Source organism: Promicromonospora umidemergens (assembly GCF_024171995.1).
GTDB classification, from domain to species: domain Bacteria; phylum Actinomycetota; class Actinomycetes; order Actinomycetales; family Cellulomonadaceae; genus Promicromonospora; species Promicromonospora umidemergens.
Window position 1 is genome coordinate 1 of the sequence record NZ_JAMTCT010000024.1, and the last position, 17,888, is coordinate 17,888.

The 17,888-nt window shown below is 73.2% G+C and carries 16 protein-coding genes and 1 pseudogene; 7 read left to right on the forward strand and 10 right to left on the reverse strand.

The window, feature by feature from the left end; genetic code table 11:
* From APR04_RS25520 to APR04_RS25535, 4 genes and pseudogenes are all read right to left on the reverse strand, one after another.
* A pseudogene (locus tag APR04_RS25520) lies at positions 1-849 on the reverse strand (hypothetical protein); the annotation flags it as partial.
* A 237-nt stretch (positions 850-1,086) separates the two neighbouring features.
* On the reverse strand, positions 1,087-1,725 hold the full coding sequence (locus APR04_RS25525; RefSeq protein WP_253876152.1) for a cation efflux transmembrane domain-containing protein: 639 nt from the start codon (positions 1,723-1,725) through the stop codon (positions 1,087-1,089).
* 51 nt (positions 1,726-1,776) lie between these two features.
* Complete coding sequence (locus APR04_RS25530; RefSeq protein WP_253876155.1) at positions 1,777-2,598, reverse strand: ABC transporter permease; 822 nt, start codon at positions 2,596-2,598, stop codon at positions 1,777-1,779.
* Entirely contained in the window at positions 2,595-3,653 is a 1,059-nt protein-coding gene (locus APR04_RS25535) for an ATP-binding cassette domain-containing protein (RefSeq protein WP_253876158.1), read from the reverse strand. Before APR04_RS25535 ends, APR04_RS25530 begins: the two co-directional genes overlap by 4 nt.
* Before the next feature lie 118 nt (positions 3,654-3,771).
* Here APR04_RS25535 and APR04_RS25540 point away from each other — a divergent pair, with 118 nt between their 5' ends.
* Complete coding sequence (locus APR04_RS25540; RefSeq protein WP_253876160.1) at positions 3,772-4,785, forward strand: helix-turn-helix transcriptional regulator; 1,014 nt, start codon at positions 3,772-3,774, stop codon at positions 4,783-4,785.
* A 50-nt stretch (positions 4,786-4,835) separates the two neighbouring features.
* Positions 4,836-5,366 (forward strand): hypothetical protein, encoded by a 531-nt coding sequence (locus APR04_RS25545; protein ID WP_253876163.1) that lies wholly within the window; start codon positions 4,836-4,838, stop codon positions 5,364-5,366.
* An 18-nt stretch (positions 5,367-5,384) separates the two neighbouring features.
* Here the strand turns inward: APR04_RS25545 and APR04_RS25550 are convergent, their stop codons facing one another.
* Both APR04_RS25550 and APR04_RS25555 read right to left on the reverse strand, forming a co-directional pair.
* Positions 5,385-6,080, reverse strand: a complete 696-nt coding sequence (locus APR04_RS25550) for a response regulator (RefSeq protein WP_253876166.1) — start codon at positions 6,078-6,080, stop codon at positions 5,385-5,387.
* Positions 6,077-7,759 (reverse strand): sensor histidine kinase, encoded by a 1,683-nt coding sequence (locus APR04_RS25555; RefSeq protein ID WP_253876169.1) that lies wholly within the window; start codon positions 7,757-7,759, stop codon positions 6,077-6,079. The genes APR04_RS25550 and APR04_RS25555 overlap by 4 nt, the downstream gene beginning before the upstream one ends.
* A gap of 154 nt (positions 7,760-7,913) precedes the next feature.
* Here APR04_RS25555 and APR04_RS25560 point away from each other — a divergent pair, with 154 nt between their 5' ends.
* The 5 genes from APR04_RS25560 to APR04_RS25580 all read left to right on the forward strand — a co-directional run bounded on the left by APR04_RS25560 (position 7,914) and on the right by APR04_RS25580 (position 12,864).
* Positions 7,914-9,308, forward strand: coding sequence for a cation:dicarboxylate symporter family transporter (locus APR04_RS25560; protein WP_253876171.1), 1,395 nt, complete (start codon positions 7,914-7,916; stop codon positions 9,306-9,308).
* A 115-nt stretch (positions 9,309-9,423) separates the two neighbouring features.
* Positions 9,424-10,368 (forward strand): class A beta-lactamase, encoded by a 945-nt coding sequence (gene bla / locus APR04_RS25565; protein ID WP_253876174.1) that lies wholly within the window; start codon positions 9,424-9,426, stop codon positions 10,366-10,368.
* Positions 10,369-10,479: 111 nt separating this feature from the next.
* Positions 10,480-11,229, forward strand: a complete 750-nt coding sequence (locus APR04_RS25570) for an SDR family oxidoreductase (protein WP_253876176.1) — start codon at positions 10,480-10,482, stop codon at positions 11,227-11,229.
* A 64-nt stretch (positions 11,230-11,293) separates the two neighbouring features.
* A complete protein-coding gene (locus APR04_RS25575; protein ID WP_253876180.1) occupies positions 11,294-12,184 on the forward strand; it encodes an SDR family NAD(P)-dependent oxidoreductase in 891 nt (296 codons plus the stop codon).
* A 53-nt stretch (positions 12,185-12,237) separates the two neighbouring features.
* The gene (locus tag APR04_RS25580; protein WP_253876183.1) at positions 12,238-12,864 is read left to right on the forward strand and encodes a TetR/AcrR family transcriptional regulator; all 627 of its coding nucleotides are present in this window, start codon (positions 12,238-12,240) and stop codon (positions 12,862-12,864) included.
* Here the strand turns inward: APR04_RS25580 and APR04_RS25585 are convergent.
* From APR04_RS25585 to kdgD, 4 genes are read right to left on the reverse strand one after another with little or no spacing between them, the layout of a single operon-like run.
* Positions 12,861-13,886: an AEC family transporter gene (locus APR04_RS25585; RefSeq protein WP_253876185.1), complete on the reverse strand. Its 1,026-nt coding sequence runs from the start codon at positions 13,884-13,886 to the stop codon at positions 12,861-12,863. The two genes, APR04_RS25580 and APR04_RS25585, sit on opposite strands and share 4 nt — an antisense overlap.
* A 54-nt stretch (positions 13,887-13,940) precedes the next feature.
* Positions 13,941-15,269 carry an enolase C-terminal domain-like protein gene (locus APR04_RS25590; RefSeq protein ID WP_253876188.1) on the reverse strand — a complete coding sequence of 443 codons (1,329 nt, stop codon included), beginning with the start codon at positions 15,267-15,269 and terminating at the stop codon, positions 13,941-13,943.
* Positions 15,266-16,870, reverse strand: coding sequence for an aldehyde dehydrogenase (NADP(+)) (locus APR04_RS25595; protein ID WP_253876191.1), 1,605 nt, complete (start codon positions 16,868-16,870; stop codon positions 15,266-15,268). Before APR04_RS25595 ends, APR04_RS25590 begins: the two co-directional genes overlap by 4 nt.
* A complete protein-coding gene (gene kdgD / locus APR04_RS25600; protein WP_253876194.1) occupies positions 16,867-17,832 on the reverse strand; it encodes a 5-dehydro-4-deoxyglucarate dehydratase in 966 nt (321 codons plus the stop codon). Before kdgD ends, APR04_RS25595 begins: the two co-directional genes overlap by 4 nt.
* Between the last annotated feature and the right edge of the window lie 56 nt (positions 17,833-17,888).

Here is a 17,888-nt window from a genome sequence, read left to right on the forward strand (position 1 = left end):
GAATGCGAGCATCCGGGTCTGCAGCCACTTCCACGTCCGGCGGGGTGCCTGGGGAAGGAACCGCTCGATCGCCTCGGCCCGCTCGGCCAAGGTCAGCTGCGACGCCGAGCGCAGCAGGGTGTGCGCTTTACGGACATCGATACGGCCGGTGATCAGTGCGGTGATCACGGTGGGGTGCTGGGCACCGGACTCCCCGCGGATCACGACCTCGGCGGCTTCGCTCTCGGTGATCACGAGCTCGCTGGTGACCTGTCCGACCAGCGAGGCGTGCGCGAGCGCGTGGGACTCCCGGGCGGCGCGTTCGGCCACGACCCGGGCCTGCACGCCTGCGGCCCAGGAATGCAGCCGCCCACACGCCGTGACCAGATCACCGAGCGCGTCGTCCGAGAGCTCACCCAGCACACCAGAACCAGAACCCGCGCCCGCATCGACGTCCGGATCCCTGCCGGTGGGAACACCTCGGTCCAGGCTGCCGTCCAGGTCGATCCCCTCCGAGACCACCCGCGCCAGCCGCACTCCCGGCACACCCCGCAACGCCTCCCGCAACACATCCTCCGGCCACAGCACCACGGGCACGACGGACGGCGGCCAGTCCGGTGGGAAGCCCGGACCAGCGCCTGGGCCCCTGCCCGAACCTGCGTCCGGCTCAGGGTCTTTTCCGTCCTGCTCGCCGGTCGCCCAAGCCCTCCAGGCTTCCTCGAACCACGCCTCGTCGGACGGTACGTCCTCGAACGGCTCGCCCGGAGGCAGCGCCTCGGCAGCGACCGCATCCACCACCTCGCCGTCCCGGGCAGGGTGGTCGTCCAGGAGCGTGCCAGCCAGGTCGTCGTCAGGCAGCCTCTCGCGCATACGGTGCCCTCCCCATCAAGGTCACATGTTAAATAGATCCATCATCCACGTCATGCCTGCGGACGCATGTTCGATTCTAGCTGCGGTCGCCGACATCGAGGCGGTCTTCTGCCCGCTGCGTAAGAACGCGCGCTCCGCACGTGGCTGGCGTACTGGCATTCGTCCGCGGAGCAGGCTCACCGTGCGCGCAGCGGTCGGCAGCGCCTCCGTCCGCTGCGCGACCGGCAGATCCTGCGGTCAGGTGACGTCCTCGCCCGCCAGAGCTTTGGCAGCCAGGCGTTCCTCCTCGCTGACCTCCCACACCTCGTGTGCCGCGTGCAGCGCGAGGAGGATGATCGCGCAGCCGAGGACCAGGTCGGGCCAGCCCGAACCGGTCCACACGGTGACCACGCCCATGGCGACGATCGCGACGTTCACCAGCACGTCGTTGCGGGCGGACAGGAACGCCGCGCGGCCGAGGGCGCCGCCGTGGTGGTGCACCCGAGCCAGCAGCCAGGCGCTGGTCCCGTTGACGGCGATCGCCCCGAGCGAGGCCAGCACCACGGGGACGACGTCGGGCGCCGTCGGCGCGGGGAACCGCTGCGCCGCCTCCCAGGCGGCCACCGCCGCAGGACCCAGGATGAGCAGTGCCATGGCCTTGCCCATCAGTGCCCGGCGGGCGAGCGGCCAGCTCAGCGCGACGAGGATCAGCAGGTTGACGGCGGTGTCCTCGAGGAAGTCCACGCTGTCCGCGAGGAGGGAGACCGACCCGGCGGTGAGCGCCACGGAGAGCTCGACGAAGAAGTAGGCGAGGTTGAGGGCCGCGACGGCCAGAACCGTGCGGCGCAGCTGGGCGGCACGTGGGTCGCCGGCCCTGGTCACGGTAGCCCTGGTCACGGTGTCTATTGTCCGCGTAGCACCACCCAGGTCCCGGACCAGAGCCGCCGCTCAGTCCGCCGAGCGGACCATCGCGCGCACGCCCACCACGAGCCCGAGCACGGCCGTGGCCAGGGCGGCCACCCAGCCCCAGGCCACCGTCGAGGAGGCGAGGTCGCCGGCGAACGACGCCCGGCCCGAGTCGACGACGTACCGCAGCGGGTTCACCGCCGACACGGCGCGCATCCACGCCGGGCCGTTCTCCAGGGGCAGCAGCATGCCGGACAGCAGCATCACCGGGAACAGGACGGTCTGCTGCACCACCCAGAACATCCACTCCTGCTTGCGCACCGCGAGCGCCAGCGCGTAGGACAGGGAGCCGACGCCGATGCCGAGCACGGCGAGCTGCAGCAGCGTGAGCGCCGCGCCGAGGGGGTCGGGGCGCAGGCCGAACGGCAGCATGACGAGCAGTACGACGGTGGACTGGGCGACGATCGGCACCATCTCCTTGAGCGCGCGGCCCACGAGCTGTGCCGGGCGGGAGAGCGGGGTGACGAGCATGCGCTCGTGCACGCCGGACGAGAGGTCGAGCTGCAGGTTGGAGCCGGTGACCGACGTGCCGAAGAGGGTGGTCATCGCCAGCACCGCGGGCACGAACCACAGCCAGACGTCGCCGCCGAGCGCGCCGCCGGCGGAGCCGGCGAGCAACGGGCCGAAGAGCCCGAGGAACACCAGGGGCTGCACCAGGCCGAACAGCAGCGAGAACGGGTCGCGGGCCACGGGCCGGAGCTCGCGGACCAGCACGATCCGGGTGTCGCGCAGGAAGCTGCGGCGGGGGAGCGCCCGGGCCGAGGGCCGGTCGGTGGTACCAGGGGTCAGGGTCGCGGCGCTCATGCCGGGACCTCCTTCTTGTCCGAGGTGCGGTCGGTCGAGGTCTCGACGGGGTCGGCCTGCGAGGGGTCGGCCTGCGAGGGGTCGACCGCGTTCTCCCGCAGGCTGCGGCCGGTGAGGCCGAGGAACACGTCGTCGAGCGTGGGGCGCGTGACGTCCACGCGGCTCACGGGGAGACCCGCGGCGTCCGCCGCGCGGAGCAGGCCCGGCGTGGCGCCGGGACCGTCCGCGATCCGGATCTCGACGGTGCCCTCCGCGCGGTCGGTGGTGACGCGGACCGACCGGGTGCCCGGTGCGCGCTCGGCGACGGCGGCCAGCTCCGCCGCGTGCTGCGGGGCCACCCGGAGCGTGACGAGGTCGCCGGCCAGCTCCGCCTTCAGGGCGTCGGCGGTGTCGTCCGCGATGACCTGCCCGTGGTCCACCACGATCACGCGCTCGGCGAAGGTGTCCGCCTCGTCGAGGTAGTGGGTGGTGAGCACGATGGTCATGGGCTCGGCGGCGGCGCTCCGCATCCGCAGGATGTGCTCCCAGAGGTTGGCCCGGTTGTGCGGGTCCAGCCCGGTCGACGGTTCGTCGAGGAACAGCAGCGACGGCTGGTGGACCAGGCCGACGGCGACGTCGAGGCGGCGCTTCTGCCCACCCGAGAGGCTCTCGACCTTGCGGTCGGCCTGTTCGGTCAGGTCGAGGGCCTCCAGCAGCTCTCCGGCCCGGCCCCGGGCGGTGCGCCGGCCGAGGCCGTAGATCTCGCCCTGGGTGACGAGCTCGTCGCGCACGAGCTGGGCGGCGCCGCCCGCGCCGCCCTGTCCGACATAGCCGATGGCGGCGCGGACCCGGTCGGGGTGGGTGACGACGTCGTAGCCGGCGACCTCGGCGGTGCCCGACGTCGGCGGGATGAGCGTGGTCAGCATGCGCAGCGTCGTGGTCTTCCCTGCGCCGTTGGGGCCGAGCACGGCGACCAGCTCGCCGGGTTCGACGTCGAGCGAGATGCCACGGACGGCGTGCACGGTGCGGGTGCGGCTCACCACGAAGTCCTTGGTGAGCGCGTGGGTGCGGATCACGGTGTCTCCTTCTTGCGGTCTGGACCGTTCGGCCTGGATCGTTCGGCCTGGCTACGAGCACCACTCTCCCGGCAGTAGCGGTCAGGTTCTGGCCTCTAGTGCGTGCCATGCTGGATTCGTGCTCGAGACCTCCGGACGCCTCCTCGCCCTCCTGTCGCTCCTCCAGGCCCGACGCGACTGGCCTGGCGCGCTCCTCGCCGACCGGCTCGGCGTGAGCCCGCGCACGGTGCGGCGCGACGTCGACCGCCTGCGCGAGCTCGGTTACCCCGTGGGCGCCGCCAAGGGGCCCGACGGCGGCTACCGCCTCGGTGCCGGCGCCGAGCTGCCGCCGCTGCTCTTCGACGACGAGCAGGCCGTCGCGGTGGCCGTCGCGCTGCGCACCGGGACCATCCCTGGCGCCGAGGAGGGGGCGCTGCGGGCGCTGGCCACCATCCGGCAGGTCATGCCGGCGCGGCTCCGGACACGGCTGGACGCGCTCGAGGTGACCACCGTGCGGCGTCGGACCGGGGGAGCGGGCGCCGCCGAGCCGGCGGTGGGTCCCGACGTGCTCCTCGCGCTGGGCTCCGCGTGCCAGGCGCGCGAGGTCGTGCGCTTCGACTACGCGGGCGGCACCATGGCCGCCATCGGCGAGGGCGACGGCGCCTTCCGGCCGCCGCGCCGGGTCGAGCCGCACCACCTCGTGACGTCGGACGGTCGCTGGTACCTCGTCGCGTTCGACCTGGACCGCGACGACTGGCGGCTCTTCCGGGTGGACCGGCTGACGCTCCGTACCGGGACGGGACCCCGGTTCGTCCCCCGGGAGGTGCCGGGCGGGGACGTCGCGGGCTTCGTCGGCTCCCGGATCAGCGAGCAGCCGTCACCCGTGCGGGGCGAGGTGGTGCTCCACGCGCGCGCCGCCGACGTCGCGCGCTGGGTCGGCGGCCAGGGCCTGTGCGAGCCGCTGCCCGACGTCGACGGCGCGCCACGGTGCCGCGTGGTGCTGGGCTCCTGGTCGTGGGGCGGGCTGGCCGGCCGGTTCGGCGCGTTCGACGTGTCGTTCGAGGTGGTGGGCCCGCCCGAGCTCGTCGAGGCGACCCGCGAGCTGGCCGTCCGGTACGCGGCGGCGGCGCCGCGCGAGGCCGGTACGCAGTAGGTTGTGCGCGTTCCCCGCCGATCTCCACGCACAGAACAGAGAGCGCACGCATGACGAAACTGTCCGACTTCAGCGACGACGAGCTCAGCCAGATCCTCGACGCGCCGGGTGCCGTGATGAAGGGGGCCACCCTCGCGGACGGCAGGCCGGGCGCGATCCGGTTCCTCCGGGAGGCCGCGTCGGGCGCCAAGGTGTTCCGGGAGGCCCAGGAGCACGAGAACGGCTTCATCCAGTCGGTGGCGGTCGCGCTGCGCGACCGCACCAGGCAGAAGCCGGAGGACGAGGCCCTGGCCGCGAAGGTGGGCACGCCAGAGGGTGTGGCCGTGCCGGAGGACCCCCGCCCGAACCCGGAGCGGGACACGGCGAAGGCGGTCGAGCTGACCGCGGCCTCGATCGCGCTGCTGAGGGAGCGGGCGGACCAGGAGGACCTCGCGGCGTACGGCGAGTGGCTGGTCCGGATCGCGACGCGGGTGGTCGGCTCGACCAAGACCCGCAAGCCCGGGTTCCTCGGCAGGCGGGTGGCGGTCAGCGAGGGCGAGCAGGCCTACATCGACCGGATCACGGCCGCCGTCGGCGCCTGACGACCACGGCGCACCGGGTCAGGCCGTGCGCTGGCGCGCGTACTCGAGCTCCGGTCGCCCGCGCGTCCCGTACCGGGGCGCGCGGGTGGCGACCCCGGCGTCCGCGAGGAACTCCAGGTAGCGGCGGGCGGTGATCCGCGCCAGGTGGAGCTCGTCGGCCACCTCGCTCGCCGACAGCGCGCCGGGCCGCCGGGCGAGCAGGTCGGACACGGCGTCCAGCGTGTCCTGGGACAGCCCCTTCGGCAGCCCGGCGGCGTTGGAGGTGCGCAGCGCGGCGAACGCGGTGTCCACCTCCCGCTGGCTGAGCGTCGAGACCGGCGAGCGCATCTGCTCGAAGTACTTGCGGTAGGCGCCGAGCTTCTCGGCGAACAGCCCGAACACGAACGGCTTGATCAGGTACTGCACCACGCCGATGGCCACCGCCTCGCGCACCGTCTCGAGCTCGCGGGCCGCCGTCACCGCGATCACGTCGACCACCAGCCCCGCCGCGCGCAGCTGCCGGCACAGGACCAGCCCGTGCCGGTCGGGCAGGTTCATGTCCAGCAGCAGCAGGTGCACCTCCTGCCCGGCGGCCTGGGCGTCGCGCAGCGCGCGGACGGTCTCGCTCGCCGTGTGCGCCACCCCGGCCAGCTCGAACCCCTCCACCCGGCGCACGTACTCGCCGTGCGCGGCGGCCGTGCCGTGGTCGTCCTCCACGACCAGGACCCGGATCATGGTCGGCTCACCCCGGCTTCCGTCGTACCGGTCACCCGGTCCGACGGCGCGGGGGCGGCCGGGCGCGGGAGCGTGACCGTGAAGACGGCCCCCGCCTCGCCGGACACCTCGATGTCGCCGCCGAGGCTCTCCACCACCTGGCGGACCAGCGCCAGCCCGTAGCCGCGCCCGCCGGCCGCCGCGTCCTTGGTGCTCCAGCCGTGGTCGAAGATGCGGGCCAGGTCGCCCTCCGCGATCCCGGTCCCGCTGTCGGAGACCTGGAACACCAGCGAGCCGTCGTCGCCGTTGGTGAGGTAGACCTCGACCCACGCCTCGTCCGGCGTGCCGGTCAGGGCGCGGGCCGCCGCGGCGTCGATCGCGTTGTCGATCAGGTTGCCGAGGACCGTCACCACGTCCACCGGCTCCAGCCAGTGCGTGCCCGGCGCCAGGTGCGTCTCGAAGTGCATCTCCACCGCCCGTTCGCGCGCCTGCGCCGCCTTGCCGAGCACGAGCGCCGCGATCACCGGCTCCTCGATCGCCTCCACCACCCGGTCCGTGAGCCGCTGGCCCAGGTCGCGCTCGCTCGCGACGAACCGCAGCGCCTCGTCGCTGCGGCCCAGCTCGATGAGGGTCGCGATGGTGTGCAGCCGGTTGCTGAAGTCGTGGGTCTGGGCGCGCAGCGCCTCCGAGATGGTGCGCACCGACGACAGCTCGCCAGTGACCCGCTGCAGCTCGGTGCGGTCCCGCAGGGAGACGACCTCGCCGACGTTCCGGCCCGCCGCCGCGGCAGTGTCGCGACCCACGAGCAGCACCCGGTCGCCGACCCGGACCGGGCCTTCCGGCGCGGTGCCACCGAGCACGTCGTGGACGGCGGGGGACAGGCGCGGGTCGCCCACCGCGAACGGCACGGCGAGGTCGGGGACGTCGAGCAGCCGCAACGCCTCGTCGTTGGCGAGCACCACCGTGCCGTCCTCGACGAGCAGCATGCCCTCCTCGACCGAGTGCAGCACCGCCTCGTGCGCGGTGAACAGGTGCGCCAGCTCGTCCGGGCCCTTGCTCTCCGTGATCCGGTCCAGCCGCCGCGCGAGCAGCGCCGCGGCCACCGCCCCCGCGCCGAACGCCAGGAGCGTACCGATCCCGACGATCACCAGGCGCGGCACGATGTCGTCCCGCAGCCGGTCGAGCGTCACGCCGGCGGAGACCAGGCCGACCACCGCACCGTCGTCGGCCAGGACGGGGACCACCGCACGCACCGACGGGCCGAGCGTGCCGTCGTAGACCTCTGTGAACGTCTCGCCCCGCAGCGCCGGGGCGGTGGTGCCGACGAACGGGCGGCCGATCTGCCACGTGTTGCGGTGCGTGTAGCGCGTCCGGTCAGTGTCCATGATGGTCAGGTAGTCGATGCCCGTCACCGCCATGACCCGCTCGGCGTGCGGCTGCAGCCGGCCCGACGCCTCGGTGACCGAGCCCGCACGGTCGCTCCGCGCGGTGGCGTGCGCCCTGGTCACCGTGTCGATCACCAGCGGCTCCGCCGCGATCGTCGCCGCAAGGTCCGTGCTCTCCTCCTCCGCGTGCCGCTCCGCCGAGGACCGGGCATCGAGCGCCAGCAGCCCGAACACGACGACGGCGCCCGCGAACAGCAGCGCAGTGTGCACCGCGAGGAACCACCTCGCGATGCTCGCACCTCGTCGCTGCACCACTGACCCATTGTGGCCCGCGCCCGCGACACCGCCGACCGGCCGAGAAGACCGGCCGAGAACACCGGCTGAGAACACTATGGCCGCAATGGTGGGATACGCCGTCGCCGCCAGCACTCTTGTCGCTGACCACACAGCGTTGTGAGAGGAACACACCATGGCGGAGAAGCAGCCCGCCGGCACCGGGACCACCCCGCGCCGCCGGCTCGACAAGAGTCACTACCTGTACATCGCGGTGATCGTGGCCGTCGTGGCCGGCGTCATCGTCGGTCTGGCGTCCCCGGACACCGGAGTAGCGCTGAAGCCGCTCGGCACCGGGTTCGTCGCCCTCATCAAGATGATGATCTCGCCCGTCATCTTCTGCACCATCGTGCTGGGCATCGGCTCCATCGCCAAGGCCGCGACGGTAGGGCGGGTGGGCGGCCTCGCGCTGCTCTACTTCCTCGCCATGTCCACGTTCGCGCTCGTGATCGGCCTGGTCGTCGGCAACGTGCTGCACCCGGGCGAGGGCCTGTCCATCACGGGCGCCTCCTACGAGGCGGAGGGCGAGGCGGAGACCCTCGTGGACTTCGCGCTCGGCATCATCCCCACCACGCTGGTCTCGCCGCTCACCGGTGACTCCGTGCTGCAGACCCTGTTCGTCGCGCTGCTCGTCGGGTTCGCGATCCAGCAGCTCGGCGCTCGCGGCCGACCCGCGCTCGACGCCGTGCGCCTGATCCAGGGCATCGTCTTCCGCGTCCTGACCATGATCCTGTGGGTGGCGCCGGTCGGCGCGTTCGGCGCGATCGCCGGCGTCGTGGGCGAGACCGGGTGGGGCGCCGTCCTCGCGCTCGGCACCCTGATGCTCGGGTTCTACGTGACCTGCATCCTGTTCATCGTCCTCGTGCTGGGTACCGTGCTGCGGCTCGTCTCGGGCGTGAACATCTTCAAGCTCATGAAGTACCTCGCCCGCGAGTACCTGCTGATCGTCAGCACGTCGTCGTCCGAGGCCGCACTGCCGCGGCTCATCTCCAAGATGGAGCACCTGGGCGTCTCGAAGCCGGTGGTGGGCATCACCGTGCCGACCGGGTACTCGTTCAACCTGGACGGCACGGCGATCTACCTGACCATGGCGTCGCTGTTCATCGCGTCGGCCCTCGGCACGCCCCTGTCGATCCCCGAGCAGGTCGGCATGCTCGCCTTCATGATCATCGCGTCCAAGGGCGCCGCCGGCGTCACCGGCGCCGGCCTGGCGACCCTCGCGGGCGGCCTGCAGACCTACCGCCCCGACCTGGTCGACGGCGTGGGGCTCATCGTCGGCATCGACCGCTTCATGTCCGAGGCGCGGGCGCTGACCAACTTCACCGGCAACGCCGTCGCGACGGTCGTCATCGGCACCTGGACGCGCGAGATCGACCGCGGGCGGGTGGACCAGGTCCTCTCCGGCGTGCTGCCGTTCGACGAGAGCATGGCGGACGACGCGCACGGCGGCGAGCCCGACGACGCCGCCCCCGTGGCCGAGGAGCGGAACGACGGCTCCCGGCAGAAGGTGGTCGAGCCGGCCGCGGTCTGAGGACCGCGGACCAGACCGACGGCGGTCCAGGCACTCTGGGGGTGCCTGGACCGCCGTCCTCTGTGCGGGGGGGGGGCGGGGGGCGTCCGACGGGCCGGGGCAGCACACTGGTCGCATGCATCGGAACCTGCGACGGCTGGCGCCTCTTGTCGCCTCGGCCGCACTCGTCCTGTCCGCCTGCGCACCCGGCAGCGCCGAGGAGGCCCCGGCCGCCTCTGGCACGGCGGCGGCCGGCCCGACGGCGACCAAGCAGGCGAGCCCGCCGGCGCCGGTCGTCGACGTCGCCGACGAGCTGGGCCGCCTCGAGAAGAAGTACGACGCCGTCGTCGGCCTGTACGCGGTGGACACCGGCGGCGGGCCGCGGGTGGCCCACCGCGCGGACGAGCGCTTCGCGTTCGCCTCGACGTTCAAGGCGCTGGCGGCCGGGGCGGTCCTGGAGCGCAGCAGCGCCGACGAGCTCGAGCGGGTCGTCACCTACGACGCCGCGGACCTGGTGGAGTACTCACCGGTGACCGAGCAGCACGTCGAGTCGGGCATGACTATGCTCGAGATCATCGACGCGGCAGTCCAGGTCAGCGACAACACCGCCGGCAACCTCCTGTTCGACGCGCTCGGTGGACCCGACGGGCTCGAGGCAGCGCTGCGGGCGATCGGGGACGAGACGACGATGCCCGTCCGCTACGAGCCGGAGCTGAACGACGTCACGCCCGGCGACGACCGGGACACCAGCACCGCCAGGGCCCTCGCCGGCGACCTGCGGGCCTACGCGCTCGGGGACGTCCTCGACGACGCAGGGCGGACGGTCCTGGTCGAGGCGCTGCGGGGCAGCACGACGGGGGACGAGACCATCCGGGCCGGCGTGCCGGACGGCTGGGTCGTCGGGAACAAGACCGGCACCTCCGGCAACGGTGGCCGGAACGACATCGGCGTGCTCTGGCCGCCCGACGGCGAACCGGTGGTGCTGGCGATCCTGACCCGGACCGAGGACCCGGACGCGGAGCCCGACGACGCCCTGCTGGCCGAGGTCACCGCGGTCGCAGTGGAGGCGCTGGGCGGCTGAGCCCGAGCAGTCGGGTCCACCGGGAGAACGTGCTCGATACAGATATGGACGCGGCGTACACATCTGTGGTTATATGGACGCACAGTCCACATCGGAGAATCAGGAGCAGTCATGAGCACCAGCACCAGCACCAGCACCACGCGCGTCGCCCTCGTCACCGGAGGGTCGGGTGGGATCGGCCGCGCCGTCGTCGAGCGGCTCGCAGCGGACGGCTTCGCGGTCGCCGTCCACTACGCGGGCAACCAGGCCACGGCCCAGGCCCTGGCCGCCGAGATCGAGGCCGCCGGAGGGCAGGCGATCGCCGTCGGCGGGGACGTCGCCGACGAGGTCGCGATGGCCGCGGTGCTCGACGCGACGGAGGCGGCGTTCGGCGGGATCGACGTCGTGGTGAACACGGCAGGGATCATGGTCCTCGGCCCGGTCGCGACCTTCGACCTGGCCGACCTCGACCGCATGCACCGCACCAACGTCCGCGGCGCGTTCGTCGTCGCGCAGCAGGCGGCCCGGCGTGTGCGGCCGGGCGGCGCGATCATCGGCTTCTCCACGAGCCAGACCCGCCTGCGGCACCCGGGCTACGCGCCCTACGCCGCGTCAAAGGCCGCCGTCGAGGCGATCACGCTGGTGCTGGCCCGCGAGCTGCGGGGCAAGGACATCACGGTCAACGCCGTCGCGCCGGGACCGACCGCCACGCCGCTGTTCCTCGACGGCAAGGACGAGCAGACCATCAGCACCCTCGCAGGGCTCGCGCCCCTGGAGCGGCTCGGCACGCCCGACGACGTCGCCGAGACCGTCGCCTTCCTGGCCGGGCCCGCCCGCTGGGTCAACGGCCAGATCATCTACGTCAACGGCGGCATCGCCTGACCGGGCGCCTCGCCCGCCAGGAGCCACCCACCCCACGCTCTCGGAACCATCAGAAGGAGCTGTCATGAGCAACGTCATCGTCATCACCGGGGCCTCCTCCGGCTTCGGAGCCCTCACGGCCCGCGCCCTCGCGGCCGCCGGCGACACCGTCTACGCGGGCATGCGCCAGACCGACGGCCGCAACGCGCCGCAGGTGCAGGCCGCCGAGGACTGGTCGACGCAGCACGGCGCGGACCTGCGCGCCATCGAGCTCGACGTGAACTCCCAGGAGTCCATCGATGCGGCGGTCGCCGCGATCAAGGCCGAGCACGGCCGCATCGACGTGCTGATCCACAACGCTGGGCACATGGTCGTCGGGCCGGCCGAGGCGTTCACGCCCGAGCAGCTCGCGCAGCTGTACGACATCAACGTGCTGTCCACCCAGCGCGTGAACCGGGCCGTCCTGCCCGGTATGCGCGACCGCGGCGAAGGGCTCGTGGTCTGGGTGTCCAGCTCCAGCGTCAAGGGCGGCACCCCGCCGTACCTGGCCCCGTACTTCGCCGCCAAGGCGGGCATGGACTCCCTCGCGGTGTCCTACGCGGGAGAGCTGGCCCGCTGGGGTGTCGAGACCTCGATCGTGGTGCCCGGCTCGTTCACCAGCGGCACCAACCACTTCGCGCACGCAGGCCACCCTGCCGACGGCGACGTCGAGGCGGCGTACGAGACCCGGTACGCCGGGCTGATGGACCAGGTCGCGGAGAAGCTCGCCGTCCTGGCGCCCGAGGGCGCTGACGTCTCGCTGGTCTCCGGCGAGATCGCGCGCGTCGTCGCCCTGCCCGTCGGGCAGCGGCCGTACCGGGTGCACATCGACCCGGCGAACGACGGCTCGGCGGAGGTCTCGGAGCTGGCGGACCGGACGCGCCGCGAGTTCCTCGACCGCGTCGGGCTCGGTGACCTGCTCACGGTCCGGAGCTAGCATCCAGACCTAGACTGGCTGGCGCCGTCCAGGGACCCAGGAGGAGTACAGACGTGGAGAACAACCCGACGGCACCCGTCGTCGACGCACCGGGTGCCCGCAGCAGGGGCCGCGGACGCCGTCCGGCAGACGAGGTCCGCGGGGACGTGCTGCGGGCCGTGGGGGAGCTGATGCTCAGCGAGGGCATCGCCGACCTCACGTTCGAGCGGGTCGCCCGCCTGTCCGGCGTCAGCAAGACGACCCTGTACAAGTGGTGGCCGTCCAAGGGCGCGCTGGCCCTCGACGGCTACTTCCACGCCGTCCAGGAGACGCTCGCCTTCCCCGACACGGGGGACATCCGCGCCGACCTGCTGGACCAGCTCCACGCGTTCGTCCGGCTGATGACCACCACTCCGGGAGGCCGGATCCTGGCGGAGCTGATCGGCGAGTCCCAGACCGACAAAGACCTCGCCGTCGCGTACCGGGCCCTGTACTCGTCCGGGCGGCGGGCGCTGGCGGGGGAACGGCTCGTGCGGGCGCAGGAGCAGGGCCAGGTCCGGGGCGACGTCGACGTGCAGGTGGTCGTCGACCAGCTCTGGGGCGCCGTCTACCACCGGCTCCTGATCCCGGACGAGCCGCTCACCGACGGCTTCGTCGAGTCCCTGGTGGACAACCTGCTCGGCGGCATCGCCCGCAGCTAGCCCAGCAGCACCGTGACCAGCAGTGACACCGGCAGCGCCAGCACCATGCTCAGCAGCGTGACGTCACGCACCGACGTGGTCGCCAGGCGGAAGTGGCCCGCGAACAGGAAGACGTTCTGGGCGGTCGGCAGCGCCGCCATGAGCACGACGCCCAGCAGCTCGATGCCGTCGAGCCCGAACAGGAAGCGGCCGACCGCCCAGGCGAGCGCCGGCATCACCAGGGCCTTGAGCGCGGTGCCCAGCACCACCTCTGCCCGCGCCTGCCGGCCCATCGGCCGCTGGCCGCGCAGCGACAGGCCGAACAGCAGCAGCAGGAGCGGTACCGACGCGTTGCCGAGCATCTCGACCGGCTGCGCGAGCACCGCGGGCAGGTCCACGGAGAAGGTCGCGGCCAGCAGCCCGAGCGCGGTCGCGACGGTCACCGGGTTGGCGAGCGACCGGCCGAGGGTGGCGCCCAGCCCGCGGTTGCCGCCTGTCGCCTCGCCAGCCCCGCCAGCCCCGCCAGCCCTGCCAGCCCCGCCAGCCCCGCCAGCCCCGCCAGCCCCGCCAGCCCTGTCCGCTGCCCGGTCCGCCCGGTGCCGGCACCACGCGAACACCGCCAGGTATACCGGCGCGATCACCAGCAGCTGCGCGATCAGCACGGACACCACCGGGGCGGCGCTCCCCACGGCGTAGAGCGCGATCGGCACGCCGATGTTGCCCGCGTTCACGTACGAGCTCGCCATGGCGCCCGCCGCGACCGGCCCGGCTGGACGCCGGAGCAGTCCGCCCGCGACCGCGGCGTAGAGCAGCCCCGTCGCCGCCGCCGTGATCAGCGCGATCGGCGTGTAGGTACGCAGGACCGCGCCGAGGTCGGCGTCCGACATCAGCAGGAACATCAGCGCCGGGTTGGTGATGTAGTAGACCAGCGGCGAGATCCCGCGCTGCATGGCGTGGGCCTCGCCCGGCAGCAGCCATCCGGCCACGAACCCCACGGCCACCAGCACGAGCACGATCGCGAACCCGAGCAGCACGCCACCCACCGGCTCAGCCCACCCGCGTGGTCGGACCGCTCATCGGACCGCTCGTCGGACCGGTCACCGAACCAAGCACGGTCGCTTCGGGTCGAACTCCCACCCCTCCACCAGGTACTGCATGGCCACCGCGTCGTCGCGCGCCCCCAGCCCGTGCGCCAGGTACAGCTCGTGGGCGGCGGCCAGGCGCTCGCGGTCCAGCTCGACGCCGAGCCCCGGCGTCGTCGGCACCTGGATCGCGCCGCCCGTGATCTGTGGCGGCGCCGTCGTCAGGCCCTGCCCGTCCTGCCAGATCCAGTGGGTGTCCAGCGCCGTGATCGTGCCGGGCGCTGCGGCGCCGACGTGCGTGAACATGGCCAGCGAGACGTCGAAGTGGTTGTTGGAGTGCGAGCCCCAGGTGAGGCCGAACTCGTGGCAGAGCTGCGCCACCCGGATGGAGCCCGCCATGGTCCAGAAGTGCGGGTCGGCCAGCGGGATGTCGACGGCGCCGGCGCGCACCGCGTGCGCCAGCTCGCGCCAGTCCGTCGCGATCATGTTGGTGGCGGTCGGGAGGCCGGTCGCGCGGCGGAACTCCGCCATGACCTCCCGGCCGGAGAACCGGCCCTCCGCGCCGACCGGGTCCTCCGCGTAGGCGACGACGCCGCGCATCCGGCGCCCGAGGCGGATCGCCTCGGCCAGCGGCCAGCCGCCGTTGGGGTCGAGCGTGATCCTGGCGTCGGGGAACCGCTCCTTGAGCGCGACGACGGTGTCGACCTCCAGGTCGCCCGCCTGCACCCCGCCCTTGAGCTTGAAGTCGGTGAACCCGTAGCGGCCGTGGGCGGCCTCGGCGAGCCGGACGACGTCGTCGGGCGTCATGGCCTGCTCGCGGCGCAGCAGGCCCCACGCGTTTGAACCGTCGTCCCCGCGCAGGTACGGCAGGCTGGTGGCGCCCGGGTCGCCCACGTAGAAGAGGTAGCCGAGCATCGGCACGCTGTCGCGCTGGACGCCCTCGCCGAGCAGCTCCGCCACCGGAACGCCCAGGTCCTGGCCGTGCAGGTCGAGCAGAGCGGACTCCAGCGCAGTGACCGCGTGCACCGTGGTGCGCAGGTCGAACGTCTGCAGGCCGCGCCCGCCCGCGTCGCGGTCGGCGAACGCGGTGGAGACGGACCGCAGCAGGCTCCGGTACCGCGCCACCGGCTGCCCGACGACGAGCCGCCCCGCCTCCTCGATCGTCGCCCGGATCTTCTCGCCGCCGGGTACCTCGCCGAGCCCGGTGCGGCCGTCGGAGTCGGTGACTATCGCGATGTTGCGCGTGAAGAACGGGGCGTGCGCGCCGGACAGGTTGAGCAGCATCGAGTCGTGCCCCGCCACTGGCACCACCTCGACGCGGGCGATCGTGGGGTGCGCGCTCACGTCGCGGCCCCCGGCCGTGCGGGCTCCAGCACGCCGTCGACCCGGCGCGTCAGGTGCCACGGGTTGTCCGACCGGACCGGCTCCGGCAGCAGGTGCTCGGGCAGGTTCTGGTAGGCGACGGGCCGCAGGAACCGCTCGATCGCGAGCGTCCCCACCGACGTCGTGCGGCTGTCCGACGTCGCGGGGAACGGCCCGCCGTGCACCATCGCGTGCCCCACCTCGACGCCGGTCGGCCAGCCGTTCGCGAGGATCCGGCCCGCGGTGCGCTCCAGCACGGGCAGGAGCCGGGCGGCGGTCTCGCGGTCGGCGTCGGTCAGGTGCAGCGTCACGGTGAGCTGCCCCTCCAGCCGCTCGACGGCGGACAGCAGCTCGTCGGCGTCCGCGTACCGGACCACGAGCGACGCGGCGCCGAAGATCTCGGCCTGCAGCACGGGGTTGTCGAGCAGGGTGGTCACATCGCTCGCGAACACCGCGGGGGCTGGGGCGTTGCGGGTGGCCCCGGGCGTGCCGGCGCCGACCTGCTCGACGCCGTCCTGCGCGGCCAGCGTGTCCACGCCCTGCTGCCAGGCCTCGGCGATGCCGCCCGTGAGCATGGTCTGCCCGGCGGCGGCCGCCGCGGCACGCCCTGCCGCCGCCACGAAGGCGTCGCCGAGCGCCCCTGCGGGCACGAGGACGAGCCCTGGAGCGGTGCAGAGCTGGCCCGACGAGCCCGTGACCGACGCGAGATACGCGGTGGCGAGGGCGTCGACGTCGCCGGCCAGGGCGCCGTCGAGCAGGATCGTCGGGTTGATCGAGCTCATCTCGGCGTAGACCGGGATGGGCACGGGGCGGGCCGCCGCGGTGGCGACCAGCGCGAGCCCGCCGGTGCGGGAACCCGTGAACCCGACGGCCTGGATCGCGGGGTCGGCCACCAGCTTCTGGCCCACCACCTTGCCCGGGCCGTACACCAGGGAGAACACGCCGGGGTGCAGCCCGCAGCCCGCGACGGCGTCGGCGACGGCGCGGCCCACCAGCTCGGCCGTGCCGGGGTGCGCGTTGTGCGCCTTGACGACGACGGGGCAGCCCGCCGCGAGCGCCGAGGCGGTGTCGCCGCCTGCGGTGGAGAAGGCGAGCGGGAAGTTGCTCGCGCCGAACACGGCGACGGGCCCGAGCGGGACCTTGCGCTGCCGGATGTCGACGCGGGGCAGGGGGGTGCGGTCTGGCCGGGCCGGGTCGATCCGCACGCCTCGGTGGTCTCCCTGGCGCACCACCTGCGCGAACAGGCGCAGCTGGCCGGTGGTGCGGGCGACCTCGCCCGTGAGGCGGGCCGCCGGGAGGCCGGTCTCGCGCATGGCCTGGGCGACGACGTCGGGCGCAAGGGCGTCGATGTTGGTGGCTATCTGCTCCAGGAACTGCGCGTGGGGTTCTGGTGCGAGCGCGGAGAAGGAGGCGGCGGCCTCCTGTGCTGCGGCGGTCGCCCGGGTGACCTGGTCCTCGCCGAGCAGCGAGTAGGCGGGCTCGAGGGCCTGGCCGGTTGCCGGGTCCTGCGCGGCGAGGGTGCCTGCCGTGCCCACCAGGGGTGAGCCGGCGACGATCGAGTGGCCGGTCAGCTCGGCGCTCATCGGAGGTCTCCTTCTGCTGTGTGCATGTCGGGGTGCATGTCGGGGTGGACGTCGGCACTCTTGATCAGGGTGGTGAGGTCGGCGAGGTCTTGCGCGGCGAGGTCCTGCAGCGGCGGGCGGACGCTGCCCAGGTCACGGCCCACGGCCTTGAGACCGCCCTTGACGATCGACACCCCGTAGCCCTTGGTGCGGTCCCGGATGTCGAGGTATGGCAGCACGAACCGGCCGAGCTTCTCGGTGACGGCCGCGTGGTCCAGGCGGCGCACGTCCCGGTAGAAGGCGAGGGCGAACTCGGGTACGAAGTTGTACATGGCCGAGGAGTAGGTGCTCAGGCCGAGCTGCAGGAGCGGCAGGGCGAACGTCTCGGCGGTGGGCAGCCCGCCCAGGTAGAAGAGCCGGTCGCCGTTCAGGGTGTGGACGCGGGCGAGCTGCTCGATGTCGCCGAGGGCGTCCTTGAACCCGATGAAGCTGGGGTGCCGCTCGGCGAGCCGGGCGACGGTCTGCGCCGAGTACACGGCGTTGCCGCGGTTGTAGACGATCACCCCGAGGCTGGTCGACGCGCACACGGCCGAGGCGTGCTCCAGCAGGCCGTCCTGGTCGCACTCGGTGAGGTACGGGGGCAGCAGCAGGAGTCCTTCCGCGCCGGCGGCCTCGGCGGCTCGCGCGTTCTGGATCGCCTGGGCGGTGTTGCCGCCGGCGCTGCCGAGCACCGGGGTGCGGCCGGCGGCGGTCTCGACGGCGAGCCGTACCACGCGGGCCGACTCCTCGGGGGTCAGGCTGAACCCCTCGCCGGTGCCGCCGGCGGCGAACAGGCCGCCGATGTCGAAGCTCGACTGCCAGTCGATGTGCTCGCGGTAGCGCGCTTCGTCGATCTCACCGTCCCCCGTGAACGGGGTGACCGGGAACGAGAGCAGCCCGTCCTTGAGGACGGTGGCGAGCTCCTGGGGTGCGTACGTGGCCACGGTGGCCCCTCCTGTGACAGACGTCGGCGATGGCGTGCTGGGTCGTGCTGGGTCGG